Here is a 17,954-nt window from a genome sequence, read left to right as displayed (position 1 = left end):
GTCAGCCCAGCGCGCGCCGGGCGGCCAGCTTGTCGCGCGCGGCCTCGGCCAGGAAGCCGCTGCGATTGCGCGCGACGCGATCGATCGCGGCCACCAGGCCCTCGTCCAGGGTGATGTTGATCCGCAGGGCCTTGCCCGGCAGTTCGGCCCTTACCAGCAAGCACGCGGCGGCATCGGGTTCACGGGGCAGGACTTCGCTCGGCGCGGGAACGGGATCACCATATTGGGCGGAGACGGCGATATGGCCCGACAACGCCTCTTCGGCGTTAAGCGCGGCTTCGCGCAAGGTGGCGCCAGCGGACGTGCAGCCGGGCAAATCGGGAAAATACACGCTGTAGCCTTCGCCGGCCTGCTCAATAACCGCCGGATAAAAAACCGCCGTCATTTTCATCTCCTGTTGCGGTGTGTATAAATATGTATGTTCGGAGGCAAGGTCAAGAGCGAATGTGGATAGATGGCGATGAGGCTCTATCTGAGCCTCACTCCGCTTTGTTGTTCGATCGATCGAAGCGTCTTGATCGCCATGTCGGCTTTGGGATGGGGGACCGTAACGGTTCCGGGCCGTTCGGGGTGACGAAAGTGCTTGTGACTTCCGTTCTGGCGGACTTCGCGCCACCCGGCGGCTTCGATCAGCTTGATGACTTCGCGGCTCTTCATTTCTGCCCCCTTCTTGATGGGTATTTGATACACATCATGAGCGCGGCTGTCAAGCATATATGTGTATATAGTACGCATTGCCGTCACCTTCTGGGTGTTCGCCCGCAATCCGGGGCAGGTGACGTTCAATGTGCTGGCGACGCCGAGCGATGGCAGTATCAAGGGCGGACGGGACGCGCCTGCGGCTGCGCTGATCCGCCACGCAGCAATTCGACATTGCAAATGTTCCACGTTCGTTCTCATGGGGCGTGGGCTGGAAGCGACTCGACACGATCAGCGACTACGCGCGGCATGGGATCGACCTGCGCGCCACCTGCGAGCAGTGCGGCCGCGCGGTGGTGATCGCGTCGCTGGCACTCTCGTTGGAAATGCAGCGCCGCAACCTCCCGCGCGATCTCGATGCGGTGCGCCGCGTCCTGCGCTGCGAAGGCTGCGGCAGCAAACGGCCGCACCTGGTGCCGGTGATGCGGGAGTGATCAGGCGATCGGAGGCAGCGGCCCGCTTTCGTCGATCAGGATGGCAAGGCGCGTGGTGATATCGTCGAGTTCCTCGCGCCCGCTGGCGCTAGTCTGCCAATAGACCAGCGCGGCCTTGAGGTGCGCCATGGCTTGCTCGAGGTGCGCGGCGGCGTGCTGTGGCTGGTTGATGACGTTTCGCATGGGGCGTTCCTTTGCGGCGGCGTTCCGGGCAGTAGCATGTTAAGACGCACTGGATGAGCCTGTTCCAGATCCTCGCCGCCGGCGCCGCCCTGTGCGCCACCCCTTCGGTGCACGATGGCGACACCATCCGCTGCGGGGTCGAGCGGATCCGAATCGCCAACATCGACGCTCCCGAGCTGCCGGATAGCCCGAAGTGCCAGGACAATCGCCGGGCCTATGCCTGGTGTGACTATGCGAGAGGCTATGCCGCGCGCGACGCGCTGCAGCAGTTCCTTGCCGGCGGCCGGGCGCGGATCGAGCGGCTTGGGCAGGACAAATATGGTCGCAGTCTGGCCCGCGTCACCGTGAGCGGGAAGGACGCTGGTGGCTATCTGGTGGGTTTGGGCCTCGCCCGCTGGTGGCAGTAGCGCTGCTATCCTATGAAGAGCCCTGCAGCTGCGACAGATCGTTACAAAAGCTCGACTCGAATCTTGCGTAATCATTGCGGTTAAGGTAATGATGGATCGGCGGGATACGCCGGAGCAACCTTTCGCACGACCCAGAGACTGGGGAGGCGGCTACTGGGACGGTCGTCCATTGGATGATGACCTATCAGCCCGGATAGAAAGAAAGGCCGGGGCCCGCCGTTTTACTAGAACTCGTATCCACCCAATTGGAATATTGCTCGATCGCTTTGCGGGATCTCACCTTGGTGCGCGAACGGTAACATCATCAGACCAAATCCGGCGGGCTTCCTGCGTCTCCCTTGGCGCGCTAGGCGGCTAATGAGAGCCTGCGCAGGTTCAACAGTGTGTCGCGGTAATGCCGTACAAACAGCTTGGAAGAATGCGCTTGCGGCAATGTCAGCGAGTTGCAGACCTGCAAGATTTGCATGAGGAACCACGGTGCAAAGGCTTTCATAAATCACCCCTGGTGCGATGCTATTACGGTCAAGCACCAAACTCTTGGTCAGCGTCTGCGCTTCTATCCGACGCAGATACGTTCGTAGATCATCGTAATCATGGCCCCCGCGTTCGGAAAAAACGATCCGGGCTGGCTGGGTCTCCAATCCAGCTTTTTGAGAGCGACTGGCGCACCATTGCGTCACCCGCTCTAGAAGTAACCGCAAACACCAGTTGTAAAATTTCTTGTCGTTGGCTCGACCAAGTTTAGGATTCCAATGCCGCCGCATTGTGTCTTTGTGGGATGCCACAACGAATATTCGCGCGGGCTTTTCCGCAAGGACATTGCAGACGTGCCTTCTATTGGTGTCGCTCAGGTTACGATAATGAATGGAAGCGGGGGTGCTTCGCCGAATGGCGGCATTCATCTCGCGAATCCAGTCGACTGCCTCAGCTTCTCGGTCAGAGGAAATCACGACTGCCGAAATGACGAACCAATCCGTCCAATGCGGGATATCGATTAGCTTAGGCTTTACGCCTGGATCGCCAGCCTCGTCGATATATACATGGAATGCTGGCTGCATCGTGGTGAGATGACTCGGCGTCGATGAACTGTCGAGTCTTTCCGGAAATTTCAATGCGATTACGCCCGAACAATCATAGCTTCAACAATCGCGGGAGTTAACATTTCTATCGGCAAGGGCACACCTTGCCGAGACATTTTCGGGGTTTTTCGCTCGCCTCTACCTGCACTCGCTGATCCATCGTCAGCGCACTGATCACCGTGGGCGGGAAGGATGCGGGCGCGGTGCTGGTGGCGCAGGGGCTGGCCCGGTGGTTGCAGTGACCGGTGGCGCAGCGCGCGCCAGCAGCTACCCTGCCACGTGATCCATGACAGCCCGCTCGATCGCCTCGATGTCCGCCGGCGAGAAGCCGAGCAGGCGGCGCGCGGGATAGCGGACCTTGATCGAGTTGGGCGTTGCCGGATCGACCGGCGCCGTCAGGCCGTAGTGGTGCACCGCTGCGGTGCCTGCGACCAGCGGCGTGAAGGCAAGTTCGATGCGCTCGGCCGAAGTTTGGACCTTGAGGTTGCGGGCGAGCGCGGTCTTCGGGAACATCTTGCCCTTGCGCTGGCGCAGGCGGCCGCGCTTGTCGGCCTTGGGCTTGCGCGGTTCCATCGGGCTGCCATCGGGCTGCACGTTGTCGCGGATGCGCTGGGCGTTCGCATCGCGCAGGGCCTTGCCGATCTTGCGCGACAGCCTCCCGCGCTCGCGCGGTTCCAGCCTGGCCATATAGCCCGCGAGCCAGGGCTCGAGGCGTTCGAGCGCGGGCGCTTCCATTGTCAGTCGACCGGCGCTGGCGCGATCTGCACGCCGTGCGCCCAGATCGAGGCGACCGGCACGGGCGGCGCGGCGAAGGGTACGCTGTCGGGATCGAGCGGCACCGGCTGATCCTTGACCTGCAGCTGCCACTCGCCGGGCCGGGTGCCGGGGAGTGCCTCGACGAACTCCTCGAGGCGCAGCGTGATCGTGACATCCCACGAAGTGGCGCTGTTGATGTCGACCTCGAACGGGATCGGAGCCGCGCCCGGGGCGAGCAGATCGGGTTGCTGATCGCGCAGCCATTCGGTGACGACGAAGAACAGCACCGTCGGATCGTCGGTGTAACCGGTCGCCAGCACCGTGAGGTCGTACGACCAGGCAAAGCCGTGGTTGTTGCCGAGCCGGCCGCGCACGCTGCCCTTTTCGACCCACATGGCGAGCTTGTCATAGTCGCGCTCGACCTCTGGCAGGAGGCGGGCGATGGCGGCGCGCAGCGATGCCGGCTTCTTCATTCGGCGGGCTCGCGGTGCGCGCGACGTAAGTGCAGGTGGTGGGGCAGGGCGAGGGCGATCGCGACGGCCATGCCGCCCAGGCTCGCCAGCGTGATCGCGATCAAGTCGGTGACGGGCAGATCAGCCATCGGTGCTCTCCAGGGAGCCGCTCGGCGCCGCGTTGGCAGCGGCCGGCAGGCCGATCCGCTTCCGGAACAGGAACGCCGCGCCATCGAGCAGCAGGGGGAAGCCGACGAAGCCCTGCGCCATGGCGAGCAGCACGGCCGCGACGGGGTTGAGGTGGTAGTAGCTGACCAGCACGACCGAAATTGTCGCTAATGCCGGCAGCGCGCTGATCTCGCCGAAGGCGATGTAGCGGCGGCGGCGCTGCCAGTGCGCGGCGAGCACCGGATCGGCCGGCGGATCGCCGGCGGCGCCGTAGAGCCGCAAGCCGAGCTTGGCGACGACGACGGTGGTCGCGGCGAAGAGGCTGGCCAGCCACCAGAAGAAGAACGCTTTCCAGTCTGCAAGGTCGCTGCCCATGATCAATCCCACAGGTTGACGGTTTCGAGGGTGGTGACGGCGCTGGCGGGCGGATCGGGCAGGATCACGGCGCGGCCTTCGGCGATGACATCGCCTTCTTCGGCCAGGCCGCGATTGAGTTCGAAGGCGGCTTCGACCACGCCGCCGGCGGTGGTGCCGAGGTGGCGCCAGCAGAGCAGGTCGAGCGTGTCGCCCTGGCGCGCGGTGACGGTGGTGGTCATCAGATCAGTTCCACCGTGCAGCGCGAGGTGCCGAGCAGGTCGCGCACGGCCTCGGTCGAGAGGCGGCGATAGTCGGCGGCGGTGAGGCGCTTTTCGGGCGCGGCGGCAGCGCCATGGCCGGTCGCGCTCATCTCGGTGTGGAGATCCGCGATCTCGGCCGCGGCGGCGAAGCGCACGGCGCGGGTCCAGAGCACGACGGCGCGGACTTCGCCGGCGATGGTGCGGTCGGGCTCGACCTGATCGAGGCTGGTTGCGCCTGCCGATTCCGCCCGCGCGCGCCATTCGGCGAGCTGGCCCTCGACCGCGAGCAAGCCGCCCTCGATCGCGCCGAGCAGGCGGGCGTGCGGGACACCCGGGCCGAGGGCCAGTGCATCGCGCATCGCCGCGACGTCGATGTCGGGCCAGAAGCCGTCGCCGGGCACGACCGAGGAAGGCGGCGAGCTGGGCGGGACGGGGGTGGCGACGAACGACATGGGCGGGCCTTACGAAAGGGTGGGGGGTGAGGGCGCGGCGCTGGTGTGGCTGGTGCCTCCATCGTCGTTCCCGCCCCCCGGCGCGGGTGGCGCAGTTGGTTACCGGGCGCGCGCGGCGCTGCGGGGATGGCCCTGGATCAGATGGTCGTGGTGCCGGGTGCGCAAGTGCTCGTGGCGGGAGAGGGCGAAGGGCACGGCAAGGAAGAGCGCGCAGGCAAGGAGCAGCAAGGCAATGGTCACGTCAGTTCTCCGGGTTGGCCGCAGGCGGGGCAGCGTTGGCGAGTTCGCGGGTGGTCTGTTCGATCAGCTTCTTGACGCCGGAGCCGGCATCGAGCGCCAGGGCGCGTTCGAAGTGTTCGAGGGCGTTCGACAGCAGCGCGCGCTTGCCGCCGGCGACGGCGCTGTCGGCGCCGGGATCGAAGGCCGCTGCGGCGCGGGTGAAGGCGAGCGCGATGGCCTTGTGCAGCTTGGCGCGGACCTGGTCGAACATGTCGTGCGGGCCGGTCAGGCGTTCGAAGCGCAGCAGGGTTTCGAGGTCGATCGCGGGCACCTTGGCGAGGCCCGCCTCGGCCACCTGCTCGGCGATGGCGACGGCGGGATGACGGGTGAAGCGTTCGGGGAGCCTCAGGCCGAAGCGCAGCATGTGTTCGGCGATGGCGAAGGCCCAGGGCCAGTCGGCAAGGTCGATCGCCCAGATCAGCATGTTGGCGACGATCTCGTCCTGCGGGGCCTGGCCCGCCTCGGCCGCGCCGGCGAGCGCGCCGTCGACCCAGGCGCGGTAGCTGCCGACCATCTCGCGCTTGGCTTCGATCTTCCGCTCGGTCGCCTGGATTTCGCGCAGCTGGGCAAGGTGGACGCCGAGCCCTGCGAGCAGCGTCTGGTACTCGGTGGCGACGGGGCCATCGGCGGGCATCGGCGCGGGGCCTGCGGCGGTGGCGGCTGCAGCGCCGGCGGCCTGCGCGGCGAGGATGGTTTCACGGTGACGGCGGGCGAGCGACATGGCGTGGATCTCCGGGATGAAAACCTGCCGCCGCGATCAGCCGGGAGAGGCAAGACTTCGCGGCGGCAGGGAAAGCGGCTTCGGGCCACCGCTTTTTTCTGTCTGGCTCCCGGCTCCCGCAGGCCCGCGCAGGATGGCCGGTCACAGCCCTCGGGTATTCGGGCGTCCCTGCCGGGCCAGGGGCTGCAAACCCGGCAGGGACATGGGCGCCGCGCCTTACGGCTTGGCGGCGTTTAGAATTACGGCTTCGCCGCCAGCACGATGTTTTCGACCAGGGCGACCTTGCCGTAGTCCTCGACCACGAAGTCGATGTTCGCCATGTCGTAGTTGGCGATGCGGGTGTATTCCGGCTCATCGGCGAGGCGGCGGCGACGGCTGTTTTCCTGTTCGTAGACCGACAGGTTGTCGAGGCTGGTGATCAGCAGCGCGTTGGCCGGGAAGAAGGGCACGCGGATCGCGGGCAGGCCGCCGATCTGCTTTTCCGAGCGCAGGATGCGGTCCCGCGCTTCCTGCTCGGTCGCCTTGTCGCCGGCGTTGTTGATCATCGGGAAGTACTTGTCGTGGACAAGGTCCCGCCCGCAGATGACGACGAGGTCGGTGCTGTCGCGGTGCCACTCGTCGAGCAGCTCGATCGCGTCGTAGACCAGCGCATCGAGGTTGACGAAGTCGGCCTTCGCGGTGGCGACGTTGTTGGTCACCTCGTTGTAGAGCTCGACGCCGCCGGCGACGTAGATCTTGTCCGCACCGCTGCCGGTGAGCGCGCCATCCTTCAGATAGCGGAGGGGCGCCTTGGTCCGGATCTTGTAGAGCCAGCCCTTGGCGAGGTCCTGCAGCAGCGGATTGGTGGTGCGGTTGCTGGAGGCGGCGACCGAGGTGCCGTTCCAGCCCATCAGGATCATGTCGAGCGCCTGGCGCTTGAGGATCGCATCGCGCAGCAGCGTCTCGAATTCCGGGCGGTGGCGCCAGGCGTCGATCGCCGAGTACTGGCGCGCCCAGTTGAACTCGGTGCGCTCGCAGCGATAGGTGTTGACCTCGCTGGTGTCGGTCGGGTCGGCGGGCTGGATGCGGTTGTTGCCCGCGGTGTTGGTGCGCCCCGCGATCGGCTGCGTGATGTCGATGCCGACCGTCTGGCCTTCCTGCTCGGGCACCATGATGTAGTTGATCGACCGCAGGAATTCGCTCTGCAGCTGGACGCGCTCGACGATCTTCTGCTGCACCGCCGGGGCGACGGTGAACTGGGCGGTGGCATCGGGCACGCCGTTGATCAGGGCGATCTGGCTGACGAAGCCGTTGAACAGGAGCCGGGTTTCATTGCGCATGTGGGGTATCCTCGGGGTTTCAGGTGGGCGCGGGCCGGGCTGGGGGTTACGTTCGGGCGATCAGCAGTCGGTGCGGACGCCGTTGCCCTCGCCGCCGGTGGCGGCCGGGCGCTGGCGATAGGTGCCGTGCGGGGTGGCTTCGATCGTGGATTCGAGAGCGGCGAGCTTGTCGGCGGTTGCCTTGGTGCTGGCAGCGACCGTGGCGATCTGGCCCGACATGTTTTCGACCACGCCGGTCAGCTGGCCGATCAGCGCGCCGAGCGCGGTGAAGGCGGCGGCATCGGGGCCGGGCTGGACGGCGGGGGTGGTCGCGGCAGGCTCGGCGGCCGGAGCGCCCGCAGGGGTCGATTCCTTCGGCTTGCCGGTGAAGCCGTCGAGCAGGCCCTTGATCGAGGCGAAGATGCCGGTCGGATCGGGGTTCACCGCAGGCGTTTCGTCAGCGAGTTCGATCGTGGCCTCGGTGGCGGCGGTGAACAGGTTCGCCTTGTCCTGCTTGCGGTGGGCCAGCGGATTGTTCTCGCCCTGCGAGGCGGCGAACTGAAGCATCTCGGTGCCGAGCGAAGCCGGGCTGTCGGTGACGGCGAGCCCGACCAGGTAGGCCTTGCCGCTGTTGGCGAAGTTCGGGCTGATCTCGATCGAGGAGTAGAGTTTCTGGCCCTTCTTGTTCATCGCCACGAGCGGATCGAGCGCGTCGATCTCGGCGAAGAGGGCAAGGCGCTTTTCCTTCTTGCCGGCAACGTCGAGCTCGATTTCCTCGGTCTTGAGCGCGAGCACATCGCCATAGGCCTGGAAGGGACCGTCGGCGGTGACGCCGCGGACATGTTCGAGGTTCACGCGCGCCGCATAGGTGGTGCGGTTGTAGGTCTGCGCAGCGTCGAGCAGCCACTGCCGCTCGATCGCGCGGCCGTCGGTGGTGGCGCCTTCGACTGCCACGCGAAAGAAACGGGTCTTGGCCATCGGTACTTGCTCCGTCCTGATCTCGGTTCGCGGCTGCCGGGCGGGGCGACGTGCCGACTGGACGGGTGCAACAGGCATTTGCAGGCGCAACTTCGCAACGCGCGCGCATTGTGACCCGCGCGGTTACAACGGCGGGGGCTTAGGCGGCGGCGGACAAGGCCCATAGCGTGCGGCCCATGGAGCTGCCGCCCGAGATCGCGAACGACCAGGACGCCGCGCCCGAGGAATCGGACGACGCCGCCGCGCAGGCTGCTGCCGTGCCGATCGCGGCGATCGTGGCCAAGCGCATGGAGGCGCGCTCGCTCTACTGGCGCGGGTGGTCGATCACCCAGATCGCAGCCGAGCTGGGCATCGCCTATACCACGGTCACCAGCTGGAAGGTGCGGCATGGCTGGGATCGCGCCTCACCGCGCGAGCGCGCCGAAGAATGCCTGTGGGTGCGCTACAACCAGCTGCTTCTGAAGGAGCAGAAGACCGGCAGCGACTTCAAGGAGATCGACCTCCTCGGTCGCCAGTTCGAGCGGTTCGCCCGACAGGAAAAGTACCTTGGCGACGGCAACGAGGCGGACCTCAACCCGAAGCGATCAAACGGGGCGAAGGCGGCGAACAAGAAGAAGGACGCCGAAAAGAACCTGATCACGCCCGACATGGCGGCGCAGCTTCGCGCCGACATGGAAGGCAGCCTGTTCGGGCACCAGGAGACCTGGCTATCGACCACGGCGCTGCGCACGCGCATGATCGTCAAGAGCCGGCAGATCGGCGCGACGTGGTATTTCGCGCGCGAGCGGCTGCTGGTGGCGCTCGAGACCGGCAAGAACCAGATCTTCCTTTCGGCAAGCCGCGCGCAGGCGAACATCTTCCGCAACTACATCGTGCAGTGGGTGCAGAAGGTCTGCGGCGTGACGCTGAAGGGCGATCCGATCGTCGTGCAGCGCGGGGAAGCCGAGGACGGATCGGCGCTCGAGCCGGTCGAGCTTTACTTCCTCGGCACCAATTACCGCACCGCCCAGGGCTATCACGGCGATGTGATCATCGACGAGTGCTTCTGGATCTACGGCTTCGAGGAGCTGTTCAAGGTCGCCGCGGCGATGGCGACGCACAAGATCTACACCCGAACGCTGTTTTCCACGCCCAGCACGTTGGCGCACGAAGCCTATCCGATGTGGAGCGGCGAGCGGGCCAACCGCAAGCGGGCGAAGGCCGACCGGGTGCGGATCGACATCGGCCATGATGCGCTGAAGGATGGCGCGCTGGGCGCCGACGGGATCTGGCGCCAGATCGTTACCGTGTTCGATGCCGTGGCAAAAGGCTTCGACCTGGTCGACGTCGAGGAGCTGCAGATCGAGTATTCGGTCGACGAGTTCGACAATCTGTTTCGGTGCCTGTTCCTCGACGACAGCCAGTCGATGTTCCCGTTCCAGCTGATGCGCGGCTGCATGGTCGATAGCTGGGATGTCTGGCGCGACTATTCGCCCTATGCCCTGCGACCCTATGCCGGCGAGGTCTGGCTGGGGTACGATCCAAACGCCAGCGAGAGCGGCACCGGCGACGACGCCGCGCTGGTTGCAGTCGCGCCGCCCGCCAAGCCCGGGGCCAAGTTCCGGGTGCTGGAAAAGCGGCGGCTGAAGGGGCTCGACTTCGCCGGGCAGGCCGAGGCGATCCGCGAGTTCACCCGCAAATACAATGTCACCAAGATCGCGATCGACACGACGGGCGTCGGCAAGGCGGTCGAGCAGCTGGTGCGCCAGTGGTTCCCGACGGTGGCCGCGATCAACTACAGCCCGCACGTGAAGGCGCAGATGGTCTACAAGGCCAAGAACGTCATCGCCAACCGGCGGCTCGAGTTCGATGCCGGGTGGCTCGACGTGATGGCGAGCTTCATGGCGATCAAGCCGGAAGTGACCAAGGGCGGCATCACCTTCACCGCCGGCCGCGCGGGCCACGTGGGCCACGCCGACCTCGCCTGGGCGATCATGCACGCCCTGTTCTTCGAACCGCTGGACGCCAACGAGCTCGGCCAGGGCGGGTCCACCATGGAGATCTTCGATGTCTGATGAAATGCTGCCAGCCACGGTGGATAGCGTCGACGCGCCGCCGTCGGTCGCCTTTGCCTTCGGCGATGCCGAGGGCGTGCTCGATCGGCGCGAGATCTTCGACCTGTTCGAGGTGGCCAACAACGGGCGCTGGTACGAGCCGCCAATCAGCCCGGCGGGCCTCGGCCGCTGCTATCGCATGGCGCCGCACCACCAATCGGCCCTGCTGCTCAAGCGCAACCTGCTGGCGGCGAGCTTCGTGCCCTCGCGCTGGCTGTCGGCTGCCGACTTCGCCACCTGGGCGCTCGACTGGCTGATCTTCGGCAACGCCTACCTTGAGAACGTGCCGAACATGGCGGGCCGGCCGGCCAGGCTAAGCCCCGCGCGCGCGGCCTTCATGCGGGTGGGGCTAAAGCCCGACCAGTATTTCTATGTGCCGAAGGCCTTCATGCTGTCCGACGCGCACGAGTTTCCGGCCGGGCGCGTGTTCCACCTGGTCGAGCCCGATCCAATGCAGGAGGTATACGGCATGCCGGAATATCTCTCGGCGTTGCAGTCGGGCCTGCTCAACGAGAGCGCGACGATCTTCCGGCGCCGCTACTACATCAACGGCAGCCACGCCGGGTACATCCTCTACATCGGCGACGAAAAATTCTCGGAAACCGACAGCAAGGCGATGCGCGACGCGATGCGGCAGTCGAAGGGGCCGGGCAATTTCCGCAACTTCTTCCTGCATATCCCGAACGGCAAGCCCGATGCGATCAAGATCATGCCGATCGGCGAGGTTGGCGCGAAGGACGAGTTCCTCGGCATCAAGGACATGACCGCGCAGGACATGCTCGCCGCGCACCGCGTGCCGCCGCAGCTGCTGGGCATGGTTCCCAAGAACACCGGCGGCTTCGGCAACGTCGTCGATGCCGCGCGCGTGTTCTACCAGCTCGAGATCGAGCCGATCCAGCGGCGCATGCTGGCGGTGAACGACTGGCTGGGAGTGCCCGCGGTGGCGTTTCAGACGCCGGCCGTCGCGCAGATCGCCTCGGCGGCGAGCGGAGCGTCGACCGCGCGGGCTTGAAGGCTTCTCCCGGCCGGTGAGGCGGGGGAGGGGCTGTTGGCGCAGCCCCTAGCCGGCGGAAGTGCGCCGCCATGGAACCGGCCGACTAGCAAGTCGGCTCCATCCCGCCTTCCCCGGCCGGGGAGGCGGTCCCTTAGGGTGAGGTCCCGATTCGATGCCACAGAGCGACTCGACTCTTTTTCAACACGAGCAGGTAAAGCCGGTGCGGCCGATGGCGCCGTACATCGGAGGGAAGAAGGTGCTGGCGCGGCGGCTGTGCGAGCGCATCGCGCAGGTGCCGCACATGACCTACGCCGAGGTCTTCGTCGGCATGGGCGGCGTGTTCTTCCGCCGCGAACAGCGGCCCAAGGCCGAGGTGATCAACGACTGGTCGGAGGACGTCTCGACGTTCTTTCGCGTGGTGCAGCGGCACTATGTTCCGTTCATCGAGATGATCCGCTGGCAGGTCACCAGCAGGGCAGGCTTCGAGAAGCTGGCGAGGCAGGATCCGGGCACGCTTACGGACCTCGAGCGATCGGCGCGCTTCCTCTACCTGCAGCGCCTGGCCTTTGGGGGCCAGGTGGCGCGCCGCACGTTCGGGGTGGTGACGACGTCGCCGGCGCGCTTCGATGTCAGCAAGGTGGTGCCGATGATCGAGGCGGCGCACGAGCGGCTGTCAGGCGTGGTGATGGAGCGGCTGCCCTGGCAGGACTTCCTCCCGCGCTACGATCGCGAGGGCACGCTGTTCTACCTCGACCCGCCCTACTACCTGAGCGAAGGCGACTATGGCCGCGATATGTTCGATCGCGGCCAGTTCGAGGCGCTGGCCGAGCAGCTGCGGTCCTTGCGCGGCCGGTTCATCCTGTCGATCAATGACCATCCCGAGGTGCGGCGGATCTTCGCCGGCTTCGACATGGAAGAGGCGCGGGTGCGCTACTCGGTCGGCGGCGGGCAGAACTCGCAGATCGCGGGCGAGCTGATCATCTCGAACTGACCGGCGCCGAGGGCTGCCGGGCCGCGCGCTGCAGCTCGCGCGCGGCCCGGCGTATGTCCTCGCGCTTCCCGCGCGGCACATAGACCTGGACCTGCACGAGCCCCTCGGCGCTGCGGCGCTGGCGGTAGGTAGCTTGGCGTTCGGCGTTGCTGCTCATCGGTGGCCTCGGTGCAGTGGGCCTCGACGTTACTAATAACGCGGGCGCTGCTCCCCTGGGTGGCGTTGTGGCACCTGGCATCACGTTGCCCGACGCGCTCGCGGCTCCCGCGGCCCTCGCGGCGGGCCCCGGATGGGGCGGCGCGGCGGGTCGACGGGCGCCGGCTGGGGGAGGGAGGGGGCGAGGCCCGGGGGAGGCCGGCCAGCCCCGGCGCGCCGCGATTTCCCCCACCCCCCGCCTCCACGCTTTCGGTGTCGAAATTACGCAGATTTGTTGGCCGCGATGCGGCCGGGTTTCGGCTGCAGCGCCGGAGCGGGGTCGGTCACATCGCGATGTGACGGGTTACGCACCGCGACGCAGGTTGTTCACCGACCTCATCGACATTTCCGATGAAGGCTGCGCCGCAGGATGGCACGGACCTTGCGCCCTCGGCCCCTGCCGAGCCCCGGAGCGCCCATGGCGCTCCGTTCTCCGTTGCGTTTGGAGCTTCGTTTCGTTGCTGAAGAGGGTTTCGGGTGGCGCTAACCTAATCAGATCGACGCCAGGAGACGCCCAAAGCGTCTCCTGTCCTTTTCCCTTGTTCTGCCAGATGGGAATCAGGAGCACTCTTGTTACTCGGACTTTCGTCAAAAGAGATGCCCATGCGGCGGTTGTAAGCCTCCTGGGCGGCGAGATCGCCGGGATGGCAGGCCTGGGCCCACTGGTCGGTGGGCAGGTCTCCCATGCGCTCCATCTCGCGCCTGACAAACGCTGCATCTTCGACGGCACGCCCTTGTTCCCTGCCTCGCAAAGAGTCGGCCGCGCGATCGAAGCTCTTCGCAACCCACTGAAGGAGGCGCTGTGCGCGGTTGGGCACCGGTCCGGAGCCACGGCGCTCGGGATGCGACTGCAGCTCGATGCCCTGTCGCTTTAGGATCTGGCGCAAGTGGATCTGCGCTTCGAGGGGCAGGCGGCTGATTTCGAAAAAGTAGGCGTTCGGCGCCCAGGTCCGCTTCTGGCCTTCTCCTGCTGGCTCACTGCGCCTTGCCCAGTCGATCCACTTGAGACGCCGCAGCAGCGCCATATGGCGGATCGCGGTCAGTCTGCAGCACCCGGCCGCGCGGGCAATCATCTCGTATGTTGCGACGATTTCCCCCGTCGAGAACTTCACAAAACCGAGCACCGCGCGGAGCGTCCGCATCAACTCCCAACGGAGTTTAATCGGGCGTTTTTTCTCGGCATCGTCGTCGTCATAAACGACCCGGACTTTATCGATCCATGCAGTGCCGGTGTCGATAATCGCCTGGATTACGCGCCATCCTTGCTTAGGGCTGCCGTCTCCGAATGGTCGGCCGACCTGAGCGCGCTGATCGGTAATATCCCAAGTGCAGCGCCAGAAGCCGGCTCGTTCGACTGCCAATGCCGCATCGGCGGTGGAGCCGAACAGGTCCATGGGAGGCCGCGCCATCACGCGCGCCCTTCTTGAGAACCTACCGTCGAGGTAGATCGAGCAGGGTCACCGGGGGCGCGATACCCTCCATGAGCAAGTCCGCCCACTCCTGGGCCAGTTCGCGGCGGCGCGGCATGTAGGCCGCGCGGTTGTAGCGCGACTCCACACCCTCGGGTTCGTGCGCAAGCATCAGATCGATGATCGCCCGATCGGCCGGTCGATCCAAATCGATCGCCCGTTCGTTCATGATCGTGGAAAAGGTCGATCGCCAACCGTGCGGAACGTGTCGGCCGGTGAAAGACTGCAAGCGTCGATAGGCGGTGTTGAGGGCGTTGTCCGTCATCGGACGATGCGAATGCCGAGCCGACGGGAACAGATATCTGCGTGACCGCGCGTGCTGCGCCGCGACTTTCACCACATCGACTGTCTGGCGCGCCAGGGGAATAATGAACTCGAACTCTTCGCGCTCGGACTTCGCACGAGCTAGCTTCATTTTCGACGCGGGGATTCGCCAGATTGGGTCCGGCCCGTCGAGGTCCTCGAACTCCCCGATCTGTGCCATCTGCACCACCCCAGGACGTGCTGCAGTCAACGCCAGCAAGCGCGAAGCCAGCTTGGTTGTTGGATGCCCGGGGTCCGCCTCGAAAGCACGGATGAACTCGCGCGCCTCGGACAGCTTCACAAGCGCCGGCTGCTTGTTCTTGATTACGGGGCGCAACGCTCCACCGATCGTCGCGGCCGGATCCATCTCCGCAAGATCTGACGCAATCGCGTAGCGATAGACCGCCGAGATTCGCTGCCGCAGACGATGCGCTGTTTCGATAGCGCCGCGCTCCTGCACCTTCTCGAGCAGCTCTCGAATCTGCGCTGGCCGGATCGCCGCGATCTCGCTGCCGCCAATCACTGGGAAGACCTCCGCAGAGAGGCTTGCGAGCACGTCGTGCGCGTGACGCTCCTTCCACTGCGGCGACTGCAGTTCGTGCCAACGACGGGCAATCGCCTCGAACGTCCTGGAGGTGTCGATGCCCGAAGTGCGCCGCGCCGACCGACGCTTGTACTCCACCCCAGGATCCTTCCCCTCGCGCAGCTCCTTGCGCGCATCGTCCCGAAGGTCCCGCGCTTTCCGAAGCGAAAGGTCCGGGTAGGGGCCGAAGACAATCCTCCGCTCCTTTGCGGCGAAGCGGTACTTGAACCGCCAGCTCTTGTAGCCGCTCGGAGTGACGTACAGATACAAGCCTTGGGCGTCGGCCAGCTTGATCGGCCGGTCGCTCGCCTTGGCCGCCCGGCATTGTTGGTCCGTAAGTGGCAAGTGCCCCCACCTTCAGCAAACGGTGCCCCAAGAGTGCCCCATAGATGAGCGCGCTCTTGTGATAGCTCCTGAAGTTTCCTGCCGCCGTAATTCCGCAGTTTATGGCGCTTTGTAAAGGCTTATGAGCTTCCTCGAAAGCCTCTGAAAATGCCTGTTGGCGGACAGGGTGGGATTCGAACCCACGGTGAGCTTCCACCCACGGCGGTTTTCAAGACCGCTGCCTTAAACCACTCGGCCACCTGTCCTCGCGCCGCCCCTGCGGCCTTGGCGCGTTAGCGGCGGCAGGGCGCTGCGGGAAGGGGAATTGTTGGCGCGGGGGATTTCCAGACGTCACATCGCTGTGCGACAAGGCCGGCAATGATGCGCTCCACTCCCGTCGTCCGCACCGGCCTTTCCCGGCCCGCCCAGTTCGTTGCCCGGTTCGTGCCCGCGCTTGCCCTCGCGCTCGTGCTTGCGCTCGTCTCTGCCCCTCGCGCGCGGGCGCAGTCGGACGAGGAGGCAGGCTTTGCCGGATACCTCCAGCTCCTTTCCGCCCGCGCCCGCGCCGAAGGCGTGCGCGAGAGCACCATCGCCGGCGTGACCGGCTCGCTGAGCTTCAGCCCGCGGGTGATCCAGCTCGACCGCAGCCAGCCCGGCGGAGGTCCGAGCACCGGCTTCAGCCCCTTTGCCCCCTATCGCCGCACGCACGTCGACGCGGCGCGGATCGCCGGCGGCCGGCGGCAGTACCTCGCCAACGCCGACCTGCTCGCCCGGATCGAGCAGCGCTACGGGGTGCCGGGCAAGATCGTGCTGGCGATCTGGGGCCACGAGAGCAACTACGGCAGCTACACCGGCGACTTCGACCTCGCCCGCTCGCTGGCGACGCTCGCCTACGAGGGCCGCCGGCGCGAGCTGTTCGCCGACGAATTCGTCGCGCTGCTCAAGATGATCGACCGCGGCGTTCCGCGTTCCAAGCTGGTCGGCAGCTGGGCCGGCGCCTTCGGCAACCCGCAGTTCCTGCCAAGCGTCTACCTGCGCGTGGCGCAGGATGCGGACGGCGACGGCCTGGCCGACATATGGTCGAGCACGCCCGACACGCTCGCCTCGATTGCCAACTACTTCCGCGATGCGGGCTGGCGCCCCGGCCAGCCGTGGGGCGTGGCGGTCGACGTGCCCGCCACGCTCGACCGGGCGAGCCTCGGCACCAGCCTTGCCAGCCCGCGCTGCCCGCAGGTCTTCGCGCGGCATTCGGCCTGGCGCACGATGCGCGAATGGCGCGCGCTCGGCGTGACCCCGCAAGGCGCGTCGCTGGCGGACGACGTTCAGGCAACTCTCATCGAACCCGACGGACAAGGGCGGACCGGTTACCTGCTAACCGGAAATTATCGAGTCATCCTCGATTATAACTGCTCGAACTTTTACGCCCTCTCCGTAGGATTGCTTGCCGATGAGATTGCCCGCTGATCTCGGAGCCCCGCTGGCCGCGCTGGCCCTGATCGCCGCTGCGCCCGCGCTCGCCGGCGCGCCGCCGCTCGCCGGCCCGCCGAGTGCCGCCGACCGCCTCGGCCCTGCCGGCGACTACCCGGTGACCATCGGCGAGCCCTTCAGCGTCGATGGCGTGACCTATACCCCGCTCGACACGCTCAACTACGACGCGGTCGGCTACGTGGTCGAGACCGACGGGGCCGGCGTCGCCGCCGGCCACCGCACGCTGCCGTTCCCGTCCTATGTCGAAGTGACCGCACTCGATTCGGGCAAGACCGCGCTCGTCCGCATCGATCGACGCGGGCCGATGACCGGCGATGCGCTGATCGAGCTGACGCCGATGGCGCGGGCCCAGCTCGGGCTCGCCCCCGGCGTGCGCGCGCCCGTGCGGGTCCGCCGGGTCAACCCGCCCGAGGCCGAGCGCGCACTGCTGCGCGCCGGGCAGGAAGCGCCGGCGCGAATGGACACGCCGCCGGGCCTGCTCGCGGCGCTCAAGCGCAAGCTCGGGGTGGCGCCCGCGCCCTCGACCGGGCCCGCACTGATCGATGTGCCGGCCTCGAGCGCCGTGCCGCCGCAGGTCGCGACACCGCTGCCCGGTTCCTCTCCGCCGGCACCGGCGCGCCCGGCGTCCAAGCCCAAGCCGACGACCGCGGCACGGGCTCCGGTCCCCGCGGCTGCGTCGGCGCCGGCCTCCGCCCCGGCTTCGCCCGCCCCGCTGCCGTCGACAGCCGGGCCCGCCGTCGCGACCGCCCCGGCGCCTTCGACCGCATTCGTCCAGGTCGGCGCCTTCTCGACCCGCGCCCGCGCCGAAACCGCGGCGCGGCAGGTCGGCGGGGTGGTTTCGCCCGCAGGCACGCTGTGGCGCGTGAGGATCCCCGCTTCGTCCACCGCCGCGGCGCAGGCCGCTCTGGCGAAGGCGAAGCGCGCGGGCTATGCCGATGCGCGGGTCGTGCCGTCGAAGTAAGGCGCAGGCGACCCGCCATCCGTGGGGTTC

Annotated in this window: 24 protein-coding genes and 1 tRNA gene; 7 read left to right on the top strand and 18 right to left on the bottom strand. The window is 66.7% G+C overall.

The annotated features are described in order from the left end of the window. Nucleotide 1: 1 nt before the first annotated feature. Together K3A85_RS09325 and K3A85_RS09320 are read right to left on the bottom strand one after the other, a co-directional pair. On the bottom strand, nucleotides 2–385 hold the full coding sequence (locus K3A85_RS09325; RefSeq protein ID WP_225206239.1) for a type II toxin-antitoxin system HicB family antitoxin: 384 nt from the start codon (nucleotides 383–385) through the stop codon (nucleotides 2–4). A gap of 83 nt (nucleotides 386–468) precedes the next feature. Continuing rightward, entirely contained in the window at nucleotides 469–714 is a 246-nt protein-coding gene (locus tag K3A85_RS09320) for a type II toxin-antitoxin system HicA family toxin (protein WP_225206238.1), read from the bottom strand. A 191-nt stretch (nucleotides 715–905) separates the two neighbouring features. Here K3A85_RS09320 and K3A85_RS09315 point away from each other — a divergent pair, with 191 nt between their 5' ends. Continuing rightward, nucleotides 906–1,133, top strand: a complete 228-nt coding sequence (locus K3A85_RS09315) for a hypothetical protein (protein ID WP_225206237.1) — start codon at nucleotides 906–908, stop codon at nucleotides 1,131–1,133. Here the strand turns inward: K3A85_RS09315 and K3A85_RS09310 are convergent, their stop codons facing one another. Further along, the gene (locus K3A85_RS09310; RefSeq protein ID WP_225206236.1) at nucleotides 1,134–1,316 is read right to left on the bottom strand and encodes a hypothetical protein; all 183 of its coding nucleotides are present in this window, start codon (nucleotides 1,314–1,316) and stop codon (nucleotides 1,134–1,136) included. A 53-nt stretch (nucleotides 1,317–1,369) separates the two neighbouring features. Here K3A85_RS09310 and K3A85_RS09305 point away from each other — a divergent pair, with 53 nt between their 5' ends. After that, nucleotides 1,370–1,723, top strand: coding sequence for a thermonuclease family protein (locus K3A85_RS09305; RefSeq protein ID WP_225206235.1), 354 nt, complete (start codon nucleotides 1,370–1,372; stop codon nucleotides 1,721–1,723). Between the two features lie 224 nt (nucleotides 1,724–1,947). Here the strand turns inward: K3A85_RS09305 and K3A85_RS09300 are convergent, their stop codons facing one another. The 11 genes from K3A85_RS09300 to K3A85_RS09255 form a co-directional block, all read right to left on the bottom strand. Further along, a complete protein-coding gene (locus K3A85_RS09300; RefSeq protein ID WP_225206234.1) occupies nucleotides 1,948–2,781 on the bottom strand; it encodes a DUF3800 domain-containing protein in 834 nt (277 codons plus the stop codon). Nucleotides 2,782–3,069: 288 nt separating this feature from the next. Beyond that, nucleotides 3,070–3,537 carry a phage virion morphogenesis protein gene (locus tag K3A85_RS09295; protein WP_225206233.1) on the bottom strand — a complete coding sequence of 156 codons (468 nt, stop codon included), beginning with the start codon at nucleotides 3,535–3,537 and terminating at the stop codon, nucleotides 3,070–3,072. A gap of 2 nt (nucleotides 3,538–3,539) precedes the next feature. After that, on the bottom strand, nucleotides 3,540–4,031 hold the full coding sequence (locus K3A85_RS09290; protein ID WP_225206232.1) for a phage tail protein: 492 nt from the start codon (nucleotides 4,029–4,031) through the stop codon (nucleotides 3,540–3,542). Further along, the gene (locus K3A85_RS18015) at nucleotides 4,028–4,159 is read right to left on the bottom strand and encodes a hypothetical protein (protein ID WP_263624785.1); all 132 of its coding nucleotides are present in this window, start codon (nucleotides 4,157–4,159) and stop codon (nucleotides 4,028–4,030) included. Before K3A85_RS18015 ends, K3A85_RS09290 begins: the two co-directional genes overlap by 4 nt. Next, the gene (locus K3A85_RS09285) at nucleotides 4,152–4,553 is read right to left on the bottom strand and encodes a hypothetical protein (RefSeq protein WP_225206231.1); all 402 of its coding nucleotides are present in this window, start codon (nucleotides 4,551–4,553) and stop codon (nucleotides 4,152–4,154) included. The genes K3A85_RS18015 and K3A85_RS09285 overlap by 8 nt, the downstream gene beginning before the upstream one ends. A 2-nt stretch (nucleotides 4,554–4,555) precedes the next feature. After that, entirely contained in the window at nucleotides 4,556–4,774 is a 219-nt protein-coding gene (locus K3A85_RS09280; protein ID WP_225206230.1) for a tail protein X, read from the bottom strand. Continuing rightward, nucleotides 4,774–5,247 (bottom strand): head completion/stabilization protein, encoded by a 474-nt coding sequence (locus K3A85_RS09275; RefSeq protein WP_225206229.1) that lies wholly within the window; start codon nucleotides 5,245–5,247, stop codon nucleotides 4,774–4,776. Before K3A85_RS09275 ends, K3A85_RS09280 begins: the two co-directional genes overlap by 1 nt. A 99-nt stretch (nucleotides 5,248–5,346) precedes the next feature. After that, a complete protein-coding gene (locus K3A85_RS09270) occupies nucleotides 5,347–5,487 on the bottom strand; it encodes a hypothetical protein (protein ID WP_225206228.1) in 141 nt (46 codons plus the stop codon). A 1-nt stretch (nucleotide 5,488) separates the two neighbouring features. Then, entirely contained in the window at nucleotides 5,489–6,247 is a 759-nt protein-coding gene (gpM, locus tag K3A85_RS09265; protein WP_225206227.1) for a phage terminase small subunit, read from the bottom strand. A 239-nt stretch (nucleotides 6,248–6,486) separates the two neighbouring features. Then, on the bottom strand, nucleotides 6,487–7,566 hold the full coding sequence (locus K3A85_RS09260) for a phage major capsid protein, P2 family (RefSeq protein WP_225206226.1): 1,080 nt from the start codon (nucleotides 7,564–7,566) through the stop codon (nucleotides 6,487–6,489). Between the two features lie 60 nt (nucleotides 7,567–7,626). Continuing rightward, nucleotides 7,627–8,523: a GPO family capsid scaffolding protein gene (locus K3A85_RS09255; protein WP_225206225.1), complete on the bottom strand. Its 897-nt coding sequence runs from the start codon at nucleotides 8,521–8,523 to the stop codon at nucleotides 7,627–7,629. Nucleotides 8,524–8,699: 176 nt separating this feature from the next. Here K3A85_RS09255 and K3A85_RS09250 point away from each other — a divergent pair, with 176 nt between their 5' ends. From K3A85_RS09250 to K3A85_RS09240, 3 genes are all read left to right on the top strand, one after another. Next, nucleotides 8,700–10,577, top strand: a complete 1,878-nt coding sequence (locus K3A85_RS09250; RefSeq protein WP_449867126.1) for a terminase large subunit domain-containing protein — start codon at nucleotides 8,700–8,702, stop codon at nucleotides 10,575–10,577. Then, on the top strand, nucleotides 10,570–11,628 hold the full coding sequence (locus tag K3A85_RS09245) for a phage portal protein (protein ID WP_225206224.1): 1,059 nt from the start codon (nucleotides 10,570–10,572) through the stop codon (nucleotides 11,626–11,628). Before K3A85_RS09250 ends, K3A85_RS09245 begins: the two co-directional genes overlap by 8 nt. 211 nt (nucleotides 11,629–11,839) lie before the next feature. Beyond that, a complete protein-coding gene (locus K3A85_RS09240; RefSeq protein WP_225206223.1) occupies nucleotides 11,840–12,601 on the top strand; it encodes a DNA adenine methylase in 762 nt (253 codons plus the stop codon). On the opposite strand, the gene K3A85_RS09235 is transcribed toward K3A85_RS09240, so the two are convergent. From K3A85_RS09235 to K3A85_RS09220, 4 genes are all read right to left on the bottom strand, one after another. Then, nucleotides 12,588–12,758 carry a hypothetical protein gene (locus K3A85_RS09235; protein ID WP_225206222.1) on the bottom strand — a complete coding sequence of 57 codons (171 nt, stop codon included), beginning with the start codon at nucleotides 12,756–12,758 and terminating at the stop codon, nucleotides 12,588–12,590. The two genes, K3A85_RS09240 and K3A85_RS09235, sit on opposite strands and share 14 nt — an antisense overlap. 526 nt (nucleotides 12,759–13,284) lie before the next feature. Then, the gene (locus tag K3A85_RS09230) at nucleotides 13,285–14,190 is read right to left on the bottom strand and encodes a hypothetical protein (RefSeq protein ID WP_225206221.1); all 906 of its coding nucleotides are present in this window, start codon (nucleotides 14,188–14,190) and stop codon (nucleotides 13,285–13,287) included. Nucleotides 14,191–14,227: 37 nt separating this feature from the next. Next, on the bottom strand, nucleotides 14,228–15,496 hold the full coding sequence (locus K3A85_RS09225; protein WP_225206220.1) for a tyrosine-type recombinase/integrase: 1,269 nt from the start codon (nucleotides 15,494–15,496) through the stop codon (nucleotides 14,228–14,230). A gap of 155 nt (nucleotides 15,497–15,651) precedes the next feature. Further along, nucleotides 15,652–15,741: transfer RNA gene (locus K3A85_RS09220), tRNA-Ser, on the bottom strand. A gap of 112 nt (nucleotides 15,742–15,853) precedes the next feature. On the opposite strand from K3A85_RS09220, the gene K3A85_RS09215 reads away from it, so the two are divergent. Continuing rightward, a complete protein-coding gene (locus K3A85_RS09215; RefSeq protein ID WP_225206219.1) occupies nucleotides 15,854–16,939 on the top strand; it encodes a lytic murein transglycosylase in 1,086 nt (361 codons plus the stop codon). Further along, a complete protein-coding gene (locus tag K3A85_RS09210) occupies nucleotides 16,923–17,924 on the top strand; it encodes an SPOR domain-containing protein (RefSeq protein ID WP_225206218.1) in 1,002 nt (333 codons plus the stop codon). Before K3A85_RS09215 ends, K3A85_RS09210 begins: the two co-directional genes overlap by 17 nt. Nucleotides 17,925–17,954 lie beyond the last annotated feature (30 nt).

This window comes from Novosphingobium huizhouense (assembly GCF_020179475.1).
GTDB lineage: Bacteria > Pseudomonadota > Alphaproteobacteria > Sphingomonadales > Sphingomonadaceae > Novosphingobium > Novosphingobium huizhouense.
The sequence above is the reverse complement of the archived record's forward strand: the minus strand, read 5'-3'. Positions and strand labels throughout refer to the sequence as shown.